The organism is Pseudomonas sp. Irchel 3E19 (genome assembly GCF_900187585.1).
GTDB lineage: Bacteria > Pseudomonadota > Gammaproteobacteria > Pseudomonadales > Pseudomonadaceae > Aquipseudomonas > Aquipseudomonas baetica.
In genome coordinates, this window is sequence record NZ_FYDT01000028.1 from 30322 (window position 1) to 47357 (window position 17036).

The window sequence follows — 17036 nt, forward strand, 5'->3', positions numbered from 1 at the left end:
CGCAATTATTCGATTCGAACCCGTGAATTTCGGCGGTTATGTCGTTTTTATTGGCGGCTTATGCACAACCGGCTGGCACGAATCCGTGCTTAAGCGGTTATTTGTGGACTCCTTCTCATTTTGTTTGCAAATCCCTGTTTTATTGGTTTTTTATCAATATGAACAAAAAATGACCAGCGCTGTTAAAGGCTCGAAACAGGCATGGATATTGGATCCACCGAGAATTCATCAACAGAGTTATCCACAGGGAGTCGATGATTTATTCGCGTTCGGCCAACAGCAGCAGATTACGTGGTGTGAGGGCTGTTTCGCAGAAGGTGCCAAGGCGTACGACGTATCCCTGCTCGGCGAGGAAAAGTGCCCGGTCCAGATTCAGCCAAAGCTCCAATGGCCGTCGGAATAATCCTCGCAACAATTCCAGGTTACGAACTTCGGCTAACCGCTGCCAACCGGCAGTTTCCAGTGCCGGCCAGTCTTGCCCGCCGATTGTGGATAACTCTTTGAGCGCAGCCAGATCGTGGCAGTAATTGGCGAACGGTTTGTCCAGCCAGGCGCTGGGCAGGGAGGGTGTTGGCAGGTATTCGTTGATGCCGCGCAATTGCCGTTGCAGGAGGTCGAAGGCCAGACGGCGGGCCATTGATGTGTCGCGCTGGCGTCGGACTCGCGCACCGGCAGTGACGGTTTCGCTCATTGGCAGGGCCAGATCTTCCTGCGACAGCTGTAGGGCGGATTTCAAACCGGCGCAGGACAATGCCTGATAGGTGGTGCGGTTGATCCGGTTGTAGCAGCACGGGGCGATGGCCAGTTGTTTGCAGCCGCTGGCGGAGGCGAGTTGCATCAGGCGCACATGCAGATCGCCGCAGGCGTGTAAGGCGACCGGTGTGTGTTGGGCGTTCAACACAGTCGCTGCATCTGCCGCCAAGACATCCTGCTCGACATGCAAGGCATGCAGACGATGGCGCTGGCTCAGCGCCTGACCGCTGGCAACCAACGCCGGATCGTATTCAACGCACGTCAGTTGTTGCCCTTCACGCAGCAGGCGTCGACCCAAATGCCCCTTGCCGGAACACCAATCGAGCCAGTGCGTCGGTTGCGAGGCAAAAGACAGACGACTGGCAAACGCTTCAATCTGCAGCCACTTGCGCCCCGGCACATCGACCTTCAAGCGATGTCCCGCAGCTTCCAGCGCATGCCCCGGCAACTCACCGACTGCGCTCAGCGCAGCCGATATCGCCGCCAGTGAGGCAAAAGGCTCCGGCGCATCCACAAGATCGGCAGGTTGGTTGTGTGTGTTTTCCGCATCGTCCAGCGACCGTCCGCGTAGCCACAAGGCCAACTCCGGGTAGGACGCTTCCCAGGCAAGCGAAAGATGAGTGAACGGACGAGGTTTCCACAGCGCCTGATGCTCAATCAAGAAAGCATCCAACGCGGTGAAGCGGGCGAGTAGCTCCTCGCCCGTCAGCACACAGGAGGAATCAGCGTCCTTGGCAGGCATCGACGCGTAACCATCGCTCCAGCTGTTTGAATGCCTGAACGAGAACAAACGACATCAGCAGGTAAATGACGCCAGCGGTAAAGAACATGTCCACTGTGAGGTAGTTACGGGCAATGATCGTGCGGGTAATGCCGGTGAGTTCGAGCAAGGTCACCGTGCTCGCCAGAGAACTGGCCTTGAGCATCAGAATGACTTCGTTGCTGTAGGCCGGCAGGCCGATGCGCGCGGCGCGGGGCAGGACGATATAGAACAATGCCTTGGCCTTGGACATGCCCAGTGCGCGTGCGGCTTCGATCTCGCCCGGCGGGATGGCTTGAATGGCGCCACGCAGGATCTCGGCGATATAGGCGGCGGTATGCAGGGTCATCGTGGCGACGGCGCACCAGAATGGATCTCGCAAGTACTGCCACATGAAACTGTCGCGTACGGCGTCGAACTGAGCCAGGCCGTAGTAGACCAGGAACAGTTGCACGAGCAGCGGAGTGCCCCGAAAGAAAAAGATGTAAGCGTAAGGAAATGCGCGAACAAACCAGAGCTTGGAGGAGCGCGCGATACCCAGAGGGATCGCCAGCAACAACCCGAGAATAACGGCGATGCCCACCAGTTCGAGTGTCAGGACGGCGCCCTGAAAGAACTTCGGCAGCCACTTATAGATGACTTCCCATTCCATTACGTCGTCCTCACGAAGCCACGAGCGGCGCGTTTTTCCAGGAAGTGCATGGTGACCATCGCCAGTATCGTCAGGCCCAGATACATGACGGCTGCGACCAGATAGAAGGTGAATGGATGTTTGGCGAAGGTCACCGCGTTCTGCGCATTGCGCATGATTTCCTCCAGGCCGATCACCGACACCAGCGCGGTGTCTTTCATCAGGATCATGAACAGGTTGCCAAGGCCTGGCAGGGCTATACGCCACATCTGCGGCATGATCAACCGGGTGAAGATCCGCCATTTCGACAGGCCCAGGGCCTGGCCGGCCTCACGGTGACCTTTCGGAATGGCCAGGATGGCGCCACGAAAGACTTCCGTGGCATAGGCGCCAAAGCACAGTCCGAGGGCGGTTACGCCGGCCACAAAGGGGCTTAGCGCCAGGTCTGGATTGCCAAAGTATTCGCCAATGGCATTCATCGTCTTGACGGTGCCGAGGTAGATCAGCAGAACCCAAAGCAGTTCCGGCACACCACGTACGATGGTCGAGTAGGTTTCGCCAAACCATTGCAGCGGCTTGTACGGGGAAGTCTTGGCCAAAGCGCCGAGCAGGCCGAGCACCAGACCCAGGCACAGGGCGGTGAGAGCGAGTTGGACGGTCATCAGCGCGCCGGCAGCGAGGGCCGGGCCGAATCCGTAGAGGTCGATAATCATGGGTTTCTGTTCAAATTGCGGCAGGCAAAGTCGGGAGCTGGCGCCGTCGAATCACGGCGCCAGTCCCACAGGTCAGGATCAATAGATGCTGAACGGGAAGTACTTGTCGTTGATCTTCTTGTAAGTGCCGTCGGCGACGATTTCCTTCAGCGCGGCGTTCAGCTTCTCGCGCAGTGGGTCACCCTTGCGCACAGCGATGCCGATCTTGTCGCTTTCTACAACCGGGTCGCCCTTGAACTCGTAGTTCTTGCCAGCGTCGCTTTTCAGCCAGTCATAGTTGGCGTACTTGTCGGCGAGAATTGCGTCGACACGACCGGAAGTCAGGTCGAGGTAGGCGTTTTCCTGGGTGTCATAGAGTTTGACGTTGACATCGCTGCCGTAGGTGTCATCCAGCCAGGTACCGGCCAGCGTGGCACGCTGCGTTCCGATGGCCTTGCCCTTGAGCGAGTCCTTGTCGGTCTTGAAGTCGACGTTTTTCGGTGCGATGAATTGCAGCTTGTTCGAGTAGTACGGGTCGGTGAAGTCCACCGCGCCTTTGCGCTCGTCGGTGATCGACAGCGAGGAGATCAGGAAGTCGAATTTCTTCGCGTTCAGGGCCGGGATGATGCCGTCCCAGTCGGACGTGACCACGGTGCATTCGACTTTCATCTTCGCGCACAGGGCGTCGCCGATGTCTTTGTCGAAGCCGACTACGTTGCCACTGGCGTCTTTATTGTTGAACGGCGGGTAAGCCGCTTCGATGCCCATCTTCAGGGTTTCGGCCATGGCACCGGCGCTGAACGCCAGGGTGACGGCGGCGGCCAGGAAGACCTTTTTAAAATTCTGCATGCATGTTGCTCCGTTAGCGGTTGCTGGACATGAATTGTTTGCAGCGCGCCGAAAGCGGGTTTTCGAACACCTGCTGTGGCGATCCTTGCTCTTCTATAAGGCCTTGATGAAGGAACACCACTTCGCTGGAGACCTGACGGGCGAAGCCCATTTCGTGGGTCACGAGCAGCATGGTGCGGCCTTCTTCGGCCAATGCGCGGATGACACTAAGTACTTCCTGAACCATTTCCGGGTCAAGTGCCGAGGTGGGCTCGTCGAACAGGATCACCTTCGGCTGCATCGCCAGCGTGCGGGCAATCGCCGCACGCTGTTGCTGACCGCCGGACAGTTGCGCCGGGTAAGCATGGCGCTTGTCGGCGATGCCGACCTTGGCCAGCAGCGCTTCGGCGACTTCGATGGCCTCGGCCTTGCTTTGGCCGAGCACGCGACGCGGTGCCTCAATGATGTTGTCGAGGATGCTCATGTGCGGCCACAGATTAAAGTTTTGAAATACAAAACCAATCTCGGAGCGCAGGCGATTGATCTGCTTGCCATCGGCGGCAACCAGTTCGCCATTTTTGGCGGCCTTGAGCTTGAGTTCTTCACCGGCCACCAGGATCTGGCCCTGGTGCGGGTTTTCCAACAGGTTGATGCAGCGCAGGAACGTGGACTTGCCGGAACCGGAGGAACCGAGGATCGAGATCACATCGCCGTCGCGGGCGGTCAGCGAGATGCCTTTGAGCACCTCAAGCTGTCCGTAGCGTTTGTGCAAGTTGCGGATTTCAAGCGCGGGCGTGGCCTCAGCCATGTGCGTTCCTCATATATGTTGCACTCCTGCTGTTGGTTGACCTTCCTGGCGAGGCGGCCAAGCTAGCATAGCGTTTCAATGGCAGCCAACAGCGCCGGGAGCGGTAAACGGATGGCATGTGACAGGTTGTCGCATCGGCGCAGCAGACTGTCGCCCCATCAACAACCGAACGGGTGCTTGATCGTGCAAACCCGTGAGTGTCGCGTAAAAAAAGGCGCGATGTTGCCAGCTTTGGCGGGGTGTTGGAAGCGCTATCCGGCCGAACGTTCCCGATTCGCCCTTTTATTGTGCATCCCACACTTTTTCAGTGTGTTTCTGGTGCGCTGATTCGTTTGAAAAGTGAGTCGCAGGGTAACGCTCTGGCGGATTGCCATTAAATCCAATGACTTGCGATGACTGTCGGGTCCCGCGCAAAGCCGCGGCACAGAAGACTTTGAAACATTTTGGCGCAAAACTTGCGTGCAGAATAAGGAACGCCCCGTTGGATTCTTTTTACGAGAAGGGAAAACCAGACGGGCCGGACGCAATCGCTTTCCTTGCAAAGGTAGTTCCGATGAGCAGTACCCCAAGCTCCAATGGCCTCGAACAGGGGCTCAAACCGCGTCATGTGACCATGTTGTCGATCGCCGGTGTTATCGGCGCCGGTCTGTTCGTTGGCTCCGGTCACGCCATCGCTGCCGCAGGCCCCGCCGTGCTGTTGGCCTACGCCGCCGCCGGTACCCTGGTGGTGCTGGTGATGCGGATGCTCGGCGAAATGGCGGTTGCTTCGCCCGACACCGGCTCGTTCTCGACTTACGCCGACCGTGCCATCGGGCACTGGGCCGGTTTCACCATCGGCTGGTTGTACTGGTGGTTCTGGGTATTGGTGATTCCGCTGGAAGCCAACGCCGCCGCAACCATTCTGCACGCCTGGTTCCCCGACGTAGGCATCTGGGCGTTTGCACTGGTCATCACCCTGCTGCTGACCGTGACCAACCTGTTCAGCGTGAAGAATTACGGCGAGTTCGAATTCTGGTTCGCGCTGATCAAAGTGCTGGCGATCATCGGCTTCATCATCCTCGGTCTGGCGGCCATCTTCGGCTACCTGCCAAACAGCCAGGTCAGCGGCGTTTCGCACCTGTTCGACAGCGGTGGCTTCCTGCCTAACGGCATGGGTGCGGTGTTGGGTGCGATCCTGACCACCATGTTCTCGTTCATGGGTACTGAAATCGTGACCATTGCGGCCGCGGAATCGAAGGACCCGGGCAAACAGATTTCCAAGGCCACCAACTCGGTGATCTGGCGGATCGGCCTGTTCTACCTCGTATCGATCTTCATCGTTGTGGCCCTGGTGCCATGGAACGATCCGACCCTGGCCAACCTCGGTTCCTACCAGACCGTGCTTGAGCGCATGGGCATCCCGAACGCCAAGATGATCGTCGACATCGTGGTGCTGGTCGCTGTAACCAGTTGCCTGAACTCGGCCCTCTACACTTCGTCGCGCATGCTGTTCTCCCTCGGCAAGCGCGGTGATGCACCGGCCATGTCGACTCGGGTCAACAAAAGCGGTACGCCTTACTGGGCGGTGATGCTGTCCACCGGCGCCGCTTTCCTCTGCACATTCGCCAACTACGTGGCTCCGGCTGCAGTGTTCGAATTCCTGCTGGCCAGCTCCGGCGCCATCGCGCTGCTGGTGTACCTGGTGATCGCGTTCTCGCAACTGCGTATGCGTAAACAGCGCATGGCGCGCGGCGAGAAAATCGCCTTCAGCATGTGGCTGTTCCCGGGCCTGACCTACGCGGTAATCATCTTCATCGTCGCGGCCCTGACCATCATGCTGTTCCAGGAAGCGCACCGCGTGGAAATCCTCGCGACCGGCCTGTTGAGCCTGCTGGTAGTCGCTGCCGGCCTGCTGGTGGCACGCCGCCGCAAGCTGGAAAAACGCGGCGCGGTGGTGTTGAACTGATCCGTAACGCGTAACGCGTAACGCAAAACGGCCGCTGTCAGTGATGACGAGCGGCCGTTTTTGTTTGAGAGCTTTGTTCAGTCGGGATGAACCCAGTCCTCAATGCGTAATCCGGAAACACGTTCAAATTCCCGCACATTGTTCGTGACCACGATAAGTCCAAGTGACCGCGCGTGGCCTGCGATCATTTGGTCGTACGGCCCAATGGGTGTTCCCGCTTTCGCAAGTTCAGATCGAATCATCCCGGTCTGTGCTGCTGCGTCATTATCGAAAGGCAAGATTTCCAATCGCGCAACGAATCCTTCGACAACCGCTAGATTCTTTTCTGGGGCCGCGGACTTTTCAGCACCGTAAATAAGCTCCATGAGCGTGATAGCGCTGATGCACAATTGCCCGGAATGTCGATTGAAAGCTTCCCGGACAATTTGTGGTTTGTTTTTAATGGTGAAGATGCAGATGTTGGTATCCAGCATGTATTTGATCATCAGAACGACTCGCGCTCCTGATCAGCGGGTTGACCACGGTCAGCCATGAAATCAGATGTAACGTTGTCGCCATCGAACCAGCTGTCCCAGCTTTCGCCCGCGGGCGTGATGACGCGAGTTCTACCAATGGCGATTACTTCTACGCGTTTGACATCGCCGGGCATCGCGACTGCCTTGGGAAGTCGAACAGCCTGGCTTCTATTGCTCATGAAAATTGTGGTTTGTTCCATATGCGTCCTCCAGGGGCTACGCCTGTGCTGGACCAAAGGATAGGTTGAGACTGGGATATGTCAATGGGATATACCTAACCCTCAGACGAAGGGTTATCCAATCTCCATACAAAACGGCCGCTGTCAGTGATGACGAGCGGCCGTTTTTGTTTGAGAGCGATGGTTACTCGCTCTTCTCTTCCTGCGACTTGCCGTAAGTATCCAGCGCAATCCCGAAATCGGTGATGAACTGCGGTTCGCTCAGCCAGGCCTGGGCGGTTTCGATGTCCATGCCGTCGGCCCACATGCGGTAGTCGATCAGCATGTCGGCGGCCAGGTGGGTGGCGGCCATGCCTTCGTTTTCGGCGTTTTCCATGTCCAGCAACTCAGGATGGTCAACGATGATGAACGCCAGTTCACGCAGCAGGGTCAGCAGCATCTCGTTGCGGCTGACGGCTTCGGCGTCGCGCATTTTGCTGAACATCGCCAAGGTGTATTCCGGGATCGGCTCGGCGAGGTGGCCGAGGTCTTCGTCCTGGTCCAGCGGCTTACGGCCGACCATACGGATTTGCTTGGCTTTGGCCTTGGCGCGTTTGGCGCGTTTCTGTTGTTTGTTCAGGGATGCCATGGGAACTCAGTTCTTCTGTTGGGTTTGTGCAGCGATCGCGTCGGACGCTGCCACATAGTCAGCCTGGAAGGCCGGGGATTCGATCCACGCCAGCGCGCCGGCCTCGTCGGTTTCCTGCGACCACTGGCGATACTCGATCAGCGCAGCGAGGATGAAATCCATTGCGCCTTCTTCGCCTTCCTGCTCGTAGACCAGTTCCAGCAGCGGGTCTTCGAGGAATGCGGTGCACATCGCTTGCTGGCTGACCTTCTCGGCGTCGATCATTTTCTTGAACAGTTCAGTCAGGTCCACCGACTCGAAGTCGATACGGTCGTCGTTCGGGTCCAGCTCGACCGGCGCCTCGGCGCGTTTGCTGCGGTTCTGCCTGGCCTTGGTTTTAGCCCGGGCGGCGCGTTTTTGCTGCTTGTTGGCGGAGGCCATGGTGTGTTCCGTCGTGCGTTGAAAGGGTTCAGCTGCGTGGCACTGGCCACCCGGGTGTATCGGGGGCCAGTGCGCCGGTTTGCAGCCAGGTCAGAGCGATAGGCCATAGTGTGGCTTGGTATGCGCTGCGAAAAAAGGCGAAATGTCCGACTTGTTGTTCGCCGATGTCCTGCGGCTCGATGCGCAGGTGAGTTTTTGCAGCGTTTTCGAAGTAACCGAGCAGGCGTTCGACGGCCGGGATTGTGCCGTAAGGATCGTCGCTGATGCTGATGGCCAGGGTTTTTGCGCGGACGTTAGCGAAGGGCAGGCGGCCCGTTTTCGCCAGCATCGCCCGGCCGCTTGGACGTCGTTCATAGCGCGGGGCAGGCGTGCTCCAGTCGCGAACGACACCCGCCGGCGTGTCTTCCAGCCAGCCGAGGCGTTTACCGGGGAAGTAGCCGCAGATCAGCGTCAGCAGCGGCATCAGCAGGTGCCACTTGCCGAACATGCGCCAGCGCTGTTCAGGGGCGTAATCGCGCCAGTAGGCGAACTGCGCGCCGACGGTGACCAGCCGTCGGATGATCTGTCCGGATTCACCGAGGCCTGCCGCGCAGCCACCAAAACTATGCCCGACCACATCGATGGGCTGTCCGGGAAATTCCCGCTGCGCGCGCCGGAGCATCGCCTCGAAGTCCAGCGCGCCCCAATCGGTCCATGAGGCGTTGAGGCCTTTGATTGAGCCGGGGCGCGACTCACTGATGCCACGGTAATCGTAGGTGATGACGTCGAAGCCATTGGCGAACAGATAGGCTGCGAAACGCGAGTAGTGACGGCAGCGCACCGAAGTGGCGGCATTGATGATCACCACCGGGCGCTGGGTGTCGGGCAGGGCCTGACGCCAGGTGAAACCTCCGAGTACAAAACCGTCGGCGGCTGTTTCCTTGAAGGATTGACTGACCGTTGCTGTATCGCGCGAACACGCTGTGCTGCATGAGCTCATGAGAACCGGGCCTTGGCGGAATCCAACCGAGAATGAACTTCAACGTGGTGATAGTGCAATGAATGGGGCGCACTGCAGTCCAGGTTTAGATTAATTGCATCTCGGGAATCTGTGACGCGGTGCGTCACGAATCGATCGCCTCGTTAAGGCGCAACCCACTTCGCGACCATAGCGATTAGTGGCGAAGGATCGACGCGAGTACAATCGCGCGCCTCATATTGGGATGGCAAAGGAAGTACGGCTTTGAAAGGGATTTTGCGTTTCGGCTCGGTAATATGCCTGTTTTTGATGATGGCCGGTTGTGGAACCATGATTGGTCGCTTGAACGGCGCCTCTGAAGAGTCTTACTACAAAGGCGTCGATGGCAACCTGCACTTGCTCGGCGTGAGAGGAGGAGACGGTATGGCAGAGGCTGTGATCTGTTACATCATGATCGTGTGTCCGTTGATCACTGTTGTGTCCCTTCCGGTAGATGCTGCGCTGGACACGGTCTTGCTGCCAGTCGACTACGTCAACACCCTCTGAGGGCGATCCTCGCTTATCGCCGAGTGCGCTTGCCTTTCGGCTTCTTCACAGGCTCCTGCACTTTGCGATAAATCCACAATCCGAACACCCCGATAAACAGCAGGAGCGCGGTGCCTAAGCTTTGCGACACGAACTCGATCCAGAACCGCCGGGGTTGCAGGGCCAGGGTATAGGTGTCTTTCGGGCCGCGATTGGTTGTGGTGATGGAACCGCTGGTCCAGCTGTCGAACAGCATCCAGATGGATGCGCCGATAGCGAAGGTAATCAGAACGCCAACGAGTACGGTCAGCCAGAAGGTCGCCCGGCTTTGGCGATACGGCGGCGGATGGGGCAGGGGGATGCGGGTTCTTTTCTGGTTCATCAGATGGCTCTGCGAAAGTCCTCTTCGCGGTCAGGAAACCGCTGTTTCTTGATGTTGTTCAGTCAGCATCTGCCACGCGTCTGATGATCGCCCGGCGAGGTGCGCGCACTCGGCAATCACCTTCAGAATTGCGATCACATCCGATGTCAGCGCTGTGCCAAGACAGATGCGCACGCCCGTGGTTGCATGCCCGTCGGCAAAAAAAATCCCGCTCCCGGCCACGTAACAACCGCGCTCGCTGGCCAACCGATCCAGCGCCAACATGTCCGTGTGTGCTGGCAACTCGATCCAGTGAATGAACCCCCCGCGAGGTGGCACATACACGGTCCCCGCAGGGAAATTCGTGCGTACCAGCGCTTCGACAAAGCTCGCATGCGAAGACAGTTGCGACCTGAGCCTGGCGCAGTGCTCTTCCATGTATCCGCGCCCGATAAATTCGTTGAGAACATTTTGTGCAAGGCTGGACACCGCCAGGTTGCGCGAAAATATCTGCGCCAGAATGGCATTGCGGTACTTGCCAGCCAGACACCAGCCAACGCGATAGCCGGGCGCGATGGTCTTGGAGAATGACGAGCAGTAAATCGTCTGCCCGCTGCTGTCGTAGCTCTTGATCGCGCGCGGGCGTTCGCCTTCCGGTACCAGGTCGAAGAAGATGTCGTCCTCGATGATCGGCACGTCTGCTTCGCGGGCGATCTGCGAAAGTCGTGCGCGGGTTTCATCGGGCATGATGAAACCACGAGGATTCTGCAGGGTTGGATTGAGAAAGATCACCGAGACCTTTTTCAGCTTCAACGCTTCTTCGAGATGATCGACGTCAAGGCCGAGTTTGCCGTGCGTGCGGATGGGCAAGGCGCGCATGCCCAGGCGTTCGATGGTCTGCAGAATGCCGTAATAGGTCGGGGTTTCGATGGCGACCGTAGCGCCTTTCGAGGCGACGGCTTCGAGGGCCAGTTCCAGGGCACTGGTGTCGCCCGACGTCACCAGAATATCGTCCGGCCCGCAGACCACACCGCGGGTCAGCATCAGCCCGGCGATGCGTCGTCGCAGCGCTGGCAGACCGGGTGGCGCGACCAGTCCGGTCAGCGAGTTGTCAGCCTTGCCGGCCAGCGCCGAAAGGCACTTGTTGAGGAGCACATCGGGTGTGAGGTCGCTGTGCAGCACCGCTGAATTCAACGAAGCAGTCGTGCGCGAGGCGGCTTGGGAGAGCATCGCGACCACTGCATGATTGACGTTGACCGTGACACTGGAGAAATCAAACCCACTGGCGGGTTTTGCCTGCCCTGAGGCTGAAACGAAGTAGCCGACGCGCGGTTTGGTCGAAATATAGGCATCGGCTTCCAGGTCAGCCAACGCGCGCTGAACGGTGGTGATGCTGGTTTCAAACATTCGCGCCAGGGTGCGGATCGAGGGCAGCTTTGCTTCGGCTGCCCACTCACCGCTGTCGATCTGACGAATAATCCAGTCCTTGACTATCTGCCAGCGCTTGTCCGGCAAATCAAACCTGTCCATAAGTTCTCTGTTGTGTCTCGAAACAATTCAGAGAAAGTAGAGTAAAACGCCCCCCGTTGCAGCAACTATGACGATGTTGAGCGCAACCAGGCCGAAGGCGAATCGGATCAGATTGTGCTCTTCATGCCGGTTGGCGCCCGCCAGCCCGGTGATCAGCGACAGAATCGACAGCGATCCCAGCGCCCCGTGCCCGGCGGCGCTGTTGACCATCGCGGCCAGCCACGCCCCGTGTTCGCTGCTCAGCGCGGCGATGGACGGCATGACGAGGGTGTTGCCACCAACGTTGGAACCAGTGACATAGCCGGCAAGCCCCGCCAGCACTGCGATGGTTGGCGCCAGGGAAATCCCCGACAACGATTGCAGCGTGCGCTGCGCTTCGACCAGGAATCCGGCGTTGACCATCACCTGCGAAAGTAGCAGGAACAGAAAAATCGTCGTGACTGGAAACTTCGCCCGGTTGAACAGAGCGCGCCACGGGAAGCCCGCCGCAGCGCTTTGCCGAATCGCCATCCACAAGGCGACGATCATCAATGCCAGCCCAGGGGACGCCAATGGCTTCCATGAAACGTGTTCGCCTTTGACGATCCACAGCGCATCCCAACCCGATAGAACAAACAATCCTCGCGACGCAACGCTCACCCCCAGCAAGGCCAGATAGGGCCACGCCGCGTTCGGCCAGTGCACCCGTTTTCTGCGTTGCGCGAACGAGATGCCCAAGCCAACGCAGGCCACGGCCAGACCGGCCAGCACACCGGAGACTTCCGGCCCGATCCACAGATTGATCGAAAACAGCACCGCGACAAACAGCGTCGTCACCCCGATTAGCCCCAGCCACGGCGATACGCTGCGGATGCCGCCCTGCCACATGGCAATCGCGGCCAGGCAGAGGAACACCGGCGCACTGATCAGCGCCGAATGACTGCCGAGGGTTGCCGCCGGCAAGTGCGCTAGCAGCGCGCCGATCACCGTCGCCAGCCCCAGCGTGCCCCACGGCATGATGACCATCCCGGCGAGCGCGATTTTCATCCCCGACTGTCGCGTGAACAGGCCCATCAACAGCGGCACCGTGGCGATCAGCGAGACGCCGAAACCCGTCATCGCTTCAAGTAACGGCGCCAGCCCCAGTACGATGAAGATAATCTGCGCCGGCGGTGTCCAGCCGAGCTCTTTGACCCAGGCGCCGATAGCCTGAGGCGCACCACCGCGCTCGACCAGAATGACAAAGGCCAGCCCCGGTACGATCACGCAAGCGGTGCTGAGGAACAGAATCGTGGTGTCCTGAAAGATTGCAGAAGTGATCGCGACGGATACGGCCCCTGCAGCGCCTGACAGCCACAGTACGAGCACCAGTGCCACGCCCGCCAGCGCGGCTTGTACCGGTGGGCGGCGGGCGACCAGAATTAATGCGATGACCAGAACGATGGGGGACATTTGCAACAAGAGAGCGCTCATGCACAGGTTTCCAGAAAACAGGTAATGCGCTCTGACGACTTGAAAGGTGCAGAGTGTTTGCGGGGCGCGAGGTATGGCCAGGCACGGGATCGCCAAGGCTTGGAGAAATACTGGCGAGTTTTTCTGTGCGGGGAGAGATACAGATTTCGGGTTTTTTCCAATACACCCGGGGGGGATGAATACCGAGAGAAGCGGGGCGAGGAGGAGGGGATCAAATCGCGGGCATAAAAAAACCCTGAATCTTGCGATTCAGGGTTTTCGGTATTTGGTGCCCAGAGACGGAATCGAACCGCCGACACGGGGATTTTCAATCCCCTGCTCTACCGACTGAGCTATCTGGGCAACGGGGCGCATTAAAAGGGTTTTTCGGATTCTCGTCAACGACTTTTTTAAAATTTCTTAAATTAATTCCGTCGCTTACGATCCGACCCCCGATTTTGTGGGCTTACTGCGCAGGCGGAACGTAGCCTTCGGCCTGAGCGTATTCCTCGCCGGAGAAGTACTTGTCCATTTCGCCCTGCAGAAATTTGCGATCTTCGGCGTTCATCATGTTCAGGCGTTTTTCGTTGATCAGCAGAGTCTGGTGTTTCTGCCAGTCGGCCCAGGCCTTGGCCGAGACGTTGTCAAAAATGTCCTGCCCTTTGGCGCCCGGGTACGGTGGGCGTTCCAGGCCTTCGAGTTGTTCTTTGTACTTGCGGCACATTACGGTGCGGGTCATGGCGACTCTCCTGCATTCAAGACGGCGGCCGCGCGTTCGAGCAAGGTTTTGACCGGGGCGGCGAGGCCCAGGCGCGGCGGGGTGGCGAGGTTATACCAGAGCCAGTCGGCCTCGGCCACGTGATGGCTGGCCTCCTGCACCTGAACCAGCCAGGGTTCGATGGACAGCTGGAAATGGCTGAACGTGTGCACGAGGCTCGGTAGTGCCTGTTGCTCGCCCAGTGCCAGCGAATGCTGATCGGCGAGATGTTGCAGGTCGTCGAGGTCGTCGAGTTCCGGCAGGCTCCACAGACCGCCCCACAAACCGGTCGATGGGCGGCGATAAAGCAGAATCGCGCCCTCGCCATTGGCCAGCATCGGCATCAGCGTGCGTTTCTGCGGGATGGCTTTGCGCGGCTTGGGAATCGGATAGCGCGTTTCCAGGCCAAGCATGTGCGCCTCGCAGCCACGTTCCAGCGGACACAGCAGGCAACTCGGCTTGCTGCGCGTGCACAGCGTCGCGCCGAGATCCATCATCGCCTGGGTGTAGGCGTTGACCCGATCGTGCGGCGTAAAGCGCTCAGCGTTGGCCCAGAGCTGTTTGGCGACCTTTGGTTCGCCTGGGTAGCCCTCTTGCGCGGTAAAGCGCGCCAGCACGCGTTTGACGTTGCCGTCGAGGATCGGCGCGCGCAGGCCCATGCTGATACTGGCGATGGCGCCAGCGGTGGACAGGCCGATGCCCGGCAGGTCCGTGAGCTTTTCGACGTCGCGCGGAAACTCGCCGCCGTACTGGCTGACGACTATTTTCGCGGTCTTCTGCAAATTGCGCGCGCGGGTGTAGTAACCCAGGCCCGTCCACAGGTGCAGCACTTCGTCCTCCGGCGCTTCGGCCAGTGCTTCGACGGTCGGCAGCGCAGCCATGAACCGATCGAAGTAATTGAGCACGGTGCTGACCTGAGTCTGCTGCAACATGATCTCCGACACCCAAACCCGATACGGGTTGATGCCTTGCTGCCATGGCAAATCGTGGCGGCCGTGGCGGTCGAACCAATCGAGCACCGCCTCTGAAAACTGCTCCGCTCTCATCGCTTGAACAGCCCCTTCAATGCGTTCTTCAATTCCGGGCTGACCTTGTCGCCGAGTTTCTCGTTGATCTTCTCGCTGAGCTTGTCGCCCGCCAGTTTGGTCGCGACCTGGCCGAGGCGGTCGTTGTCCACGCGGCAGGCCTTGGCGCCCAGTTCCAGCGGCCCACGGCAGCGCAGCGGCCACTCAATGCCGACGAACTTGTCGCCGACCTGACAGGCCGGATCCGGCATGGCGCTGGTGTCGCCTTCGACGATGATGCCGACGCGGTAATCCATGCCCAGCACGCGCAGATCGATATCGCCGTCACCGTTGACGGTCATGCCCGGAATGCGCACTTTCAGATCCGGGTTGCTGGCGATGCCGTTGCGCAAGGTCAGGTTGCCCTTGAGTTCCTGGAATGGCGTGTCCTTGCCGCGTGGCTCGCCGCTGAGGGTTTTGCGGTTGAGCGTGGCGATGCCTTTGCACAGTTGCTGTTCAAGGTTGGCGTTGAGCAGCACGCCGTTGTTGATCACGAAACTGGCGTTGCCGTTAAGCGTATCGATCAGCGCCTGCTGGCTGTTGCCGCTGCCGGTGATATTGCTGGTGAGGGTCACCAGACCTTTGACGGGCGGGTTCTTGCCTTGGCTTTCGATGATTTTTTCTACAGGCACGCGATTGAGCTTGGTCTGCAGGTTCAGCACTGGCGCGCTCGGGCGTACATCTAGGGTGCCATTGGCGGCGAAACCGCCGTTGTACAGTTCGCCGCTCAGGTTGGTCAGGGTCAGCAAGCCGCTTTGGCCGGTGGCTTTCAGTGCGGCGTTCTGGATCGGCAACTTGTCGATGGTCAGTTGGCCAAAAGTCAGGTCGGCGTCGACGTCGAGTTTGGCCAGACGCTCAACCGGTAGCAGGCGCTCGGTGCTCCAGGCGGTTTTGCTCGGTTTGTCCGGCAGCGGCGTGGAGCCGGCACCGGCCATGGCATCGGCTTCGGTGCTGGCGACTTCGGCCTGACGCACTTGCGTGGCGCTGTTGGCTTGTGCCGATTTCGGCGGCAGGTAGCGGTCAGCGTTGAACGTATCGGCCTTGAGAATTGCCCGCAGCGATTGTTTGGCGAAGTCTTCGACGGCGATGCGGCCGCTGAAGCTGCTGTCGTCGAGTTTCAGGTTGATGTTGTCGAAGGCGACGCTGGTCGGCGTCGCGGCAACGCGGCTGACCAACTCGACTTTGCTCAGGCTGCCTTCGGCCATGGCCGGTAACTTTTGGCCGATGCTGTCGATGAATTTCGCCAGATCGAACTGGGCGATCGAGATGCCGCCGCTGATCTGAGGGGTCTTATCCAGATCGTTGGCTTTCAGTTCTCCGAGGGCACGCAACTGGTTGGCGGAAATCTTGATCCCGGTCCATTCGGCGACGTTCGCCGCTTTATCCAGCAGCATCTGCCCTTGGGCGGAGAAGGTCATGGACTTGCCTTGCAGCGGGTCACCGGTCAATTCGCCGGACAGCTTCAGGTCTTCGAACTTGTAGCGTTGCAGGGCGCGTTCGATGCGTAACTCGCCATTGAGCTCGGTGCGTACCCGCAGCACAGGCTGATTGGTGCTGAGAAATGCGGTGGCTTTCAGCGGGATATTGGTCGAATCGTGTACCGCGCCGGTGCTCAACTGGATGCTTTCAGCGCTCAATTGCTTGCCGGTCTGCTCGTCGTTGTACTGCACGCGGGCGTTGTTGACGGTCAGGCTGTCGATGTCGAGGCGGATCGGCTGCGGCGGTTTTTCCGCCTGGGCGGTGGCCTCGGCAGCGGGTTCGCTGGCAGGCGGCGGGCTGCCGGCAGGGGTGGCAGGCGTCGGCAATTTGCCGATGTCTTCCCAGTTGCCATGGCCGTTCTTGTCGCGGTTCAGGCGCAGGTTCAGGCCTTCGACGCGCACGTCGCTCATCTGTACTTCGCGGCGCAGCAGTGGCAGTACGCGCACGGAAAGGCCGAGCATCTGCAAGTCGGCGAACGGTTCGGCGGGTTTGATCAGGGTCGCGACGCTGGCCTCGTGCAACTCCAGGCCGAGCCAGGGGAACAGGCTCCAGCCGATGTCGCCATTGAGCGTCAGCTCGATGTGGGCCTTGTCGCGGGCTATCTGGCGGATCTCGTCTTTGTAATCGTTGGGATCGAAGAGGTGGGTCAGGGCAAAGCCTGCCGCCACAATGATCAGCAACAGCCCGAGAAGTACCAGACCCAGGATTTTGCCGAACGCTTTCATGGGCGAGTCCTTGTAGTTAGTCGAATTCGTAATTTAGCCGGGGAGTA

The 17036-nt window shown here is 59.3% G+C and carries 18 protein-coding genes and 1 tRNA gene; 2 read left to right on the forward strand and 17 right to left on the reverse strand.

Annotated features, from left to right (window positions below):
• Positions 1-259 precede the first annotated feature (259 nt).
• The 5 genes from CKW18_RS18120 to CKW18_RS18140 all read right to left on the reverse strand — a co-directional run bounded on the left by CKW18_RS18120 (position 260) and on the right by CKW18_RS18140 (position 4472).
• Entirely contained in the window at positions 260-1495 is a 1236-nt protein-coding gene (locus CKW18_RS18120) for a methyltransferase (protein WP_095190057.1), read from the reverse strand.
• Positions 1476-2165, reverse strand: a complete 690-nt coding sequence (locus CKW18_RS18125) for an ABC transporter permease (RefSeq protein ID WP_095190058.1) — start codon at positions 2163-2165, stop codon at positions 1476-1478. The genes CKW18_RS18120 and CKW18_RS18125 overlap by 20 nt, the downstream gene beginning before the upstream one ends.
• Entirely contained in the window at positions 2165-2857 is a 693-nt protein-coding gene (locus CKW18_RS18130; RefSeq protein WP_095190059.1) for an ABC transporter permease, read from the reverse strand. Before CKW18_RS18130 ends, CKW18_RS18125 begins: the two co-directional genes overlap by 1 nt.
• 78 nt (positions 2858-2935) lie before the next feature.
• Entirely contained in the window at positions 2936-3685 is a 750-nt protein-coding gene (locus tag CKW18_RS18135; RefSeq protein WP_095190060.1) for an ABC transporter substrate-binding protein, read from the reverse strand.
• 13 nt (positions 3686-3698) lie between these two features.
• Positions 3699-4472, reverse strand: a complete 774-nt coding sequence (locus tag CKW18_RS18140; protein ID WP_007909167.1) for an ABC transporter ATP-binding protein — start codon at positions 4470-4472, stop codon at positions 3699-3701.
• 553 nt (positions 4473-5025) lie between these two features.
• Between CKW18_RS18140 and gabP the strand changes: the two genes are divergently transcribed.
• Positions 5026-6417, forward strand: a complete 1392-nt coding sequence (gene gabP, locus CKW18_RS18145) for a GABA permease (protein WP_095190061.1) — start codon at positions 5026-5028, stop codon at positions 6415-6417.
• Positions 6418-6494: 77 nt separating this feature from the next.
• On the opposite strand, the gene vapC is transcribed toward gabP, so the two are convergent.
• From vapC to CKW18_RS18170, 5 genes are all read right to left on the reverse strand, one after another.
• Complete coding sequence (vapC, locus tag CKW18_RS18150; protein ID WP_095190062.1) at positions 6495-6902, reverse strand: tRNA(fMet)-specific endonuclease VapC; 408 nt, start codon at positions 6900-6902, stop codon at positions 6495-6497.
• Entirely contained in the window at positions 6902-7132 is a 231-nt protein-coding gene (gene vapB / locus CKW18_RS18155) for a type II toxin-antitoxin system VapB family antitoxin (RefSeq protein WP_095190063.1), read from the reverse strand. Before vapB ends, vapC begins: the two co-directional genes overlap by 1 nt.
• A 163-nt stretch (positions 7133-7295) precedes the next feature.
• Positions 7296-7739 carry a hypothetical protein gene (locus tag CKW18_RS18160; protein ID WP_095190064.1) on the reverse strand — a complete coding sequence of 148 codons (444 nt, stop codon included), beginning with the start codon at positions 7737-7739 and terminating at the stop codon, positions 7296-7298.
• Between the two features lie 6 nt (positions 7740-7745).
• Positions 7746-8159: a hypothetical protein gene (locus CKW18_RS18165; RefSeq protein WP_095190065.1), complete on the reverse strand. Its 414-nt coding sequence runs from the start codon at positions 8157-8159 to the stop codon at positions 7746-7748.
• Positions 8160-8187: 28 nt separating this feature from the next.
• A complete protein-coding gene (locus tag CKW18_RS18170) occupies positions 8188-9138 on the reverse strand; it encodes an alpha/beta fold hydrolase (RefSeq protein ID WP_095190066.1) in 951 nt (316 codons plus the stop codon).
• A 309-nt stretch (positions 9139-9447) separates the two neighbouring features.
• On the opposite strand from CKW18_RS18170, the gene CKW18_RS18175 reads away from it, so the two are divergent.
• The gene (locus CKW18_RS18175; RefSeq protein ID WP_256587009.1) at positions 9448-9663 is read left to right on the forward strand and encodes a YceK/YidQ family lipoprotein; all 216 of its coding nucleotides are present in this window, start codon (positions 9448-9450) and stop codon (positions 9661-9663) included.
• Positions 9664-9676: 13 nt separating this feature from the next.
• Here CKW18_RS18175 and CKW18_RS18180 read toward each other — a convergent pair whose 3' ends face one another.
• The 7 genes from CKW18_RS18180 to CKW18_RS18215 form a co-directional block, all read right to left on the reverse strand.
• Positions 9677-10024: a hypothetical protein gene (locus CKW18_RS18180; protein WP_095190068.1), complete on the reverse strand. Its 348-nt coding sequence runs from the start codon at positions 10022-10024 to the stop codon at positions 9677-9679.
• A 30-nt stretch (positions 10025-10054) separates the two neighbouring features.
• Positions 10055-11533, reverse strand: a complete 1479-nt coding sequence (locus tag CKW18_RS18185; protein WP_095190069.1) for a PLP-dependent aminotransferase family protein — start codon at positions 11531-11533, stop codon at positions 10055-10057.
• Positions 11534-11560: 27 nt separating this feature from the next.
• Positions 11561-12985: an L-lactate permease gene (locus tag CKW18_RS18190; protein ID WP_095190070.1), complete on the reverse strand. Its 1425-nt coding sequence runs from the start codon at positions 12983-12985 to the stop codon at positions 11561-11563.
• A gap of 266 nt (positions 12986-13251) precedes the next feature.
• A tRNA-Phe gene (locus CKW18_RS18200) sits at positions 13252-13327 on the reverse strand.
• A 103-nt stretch (positions 13328-13430) separates the two neighbouring features.
• Positions 13431-13703: an oxidative damage protection protein gene (locus CKW18_RS18205; RefSeq protein ID WP_095190072.1), complete on the reverse strand. Its 273-nt coding sequence runs from the start codon at positions 13701-13703 to the stop codon at positions 13431-13433.
• Positions 13700-14767 (reverse strand): A/G-specific adenine glycosylase, encoded by a 1068-nt coding sequence (gene mutY, locus CKW18_RS18210; protein WP_095190073.1) that lies wholly within the window; start codon positions 14765-14767, stop codon positions 13700-13702. The genes CKW18_RS18205 and mutY overlap by 4 nt, the downstream gene beginning before the upstream one ends.
• The gene (locus CKW18_RS18215; protein WP_095190074.1) at positions 14764-16989 is read right to left on the reverse strand and encodes an AsmA family protein; all 2226 of its coding nucleotides are present in this window, start codon (positions 16987-16989) and stop codon (positions 14764-14766) included. The genes mutY and CKW18_RS18215 overlap by 4 nt, the downstream gene beginning before the upstream one ends.
• Between the last annotated feature and the right edge of the window lie 47 nt (positions 16990-17036).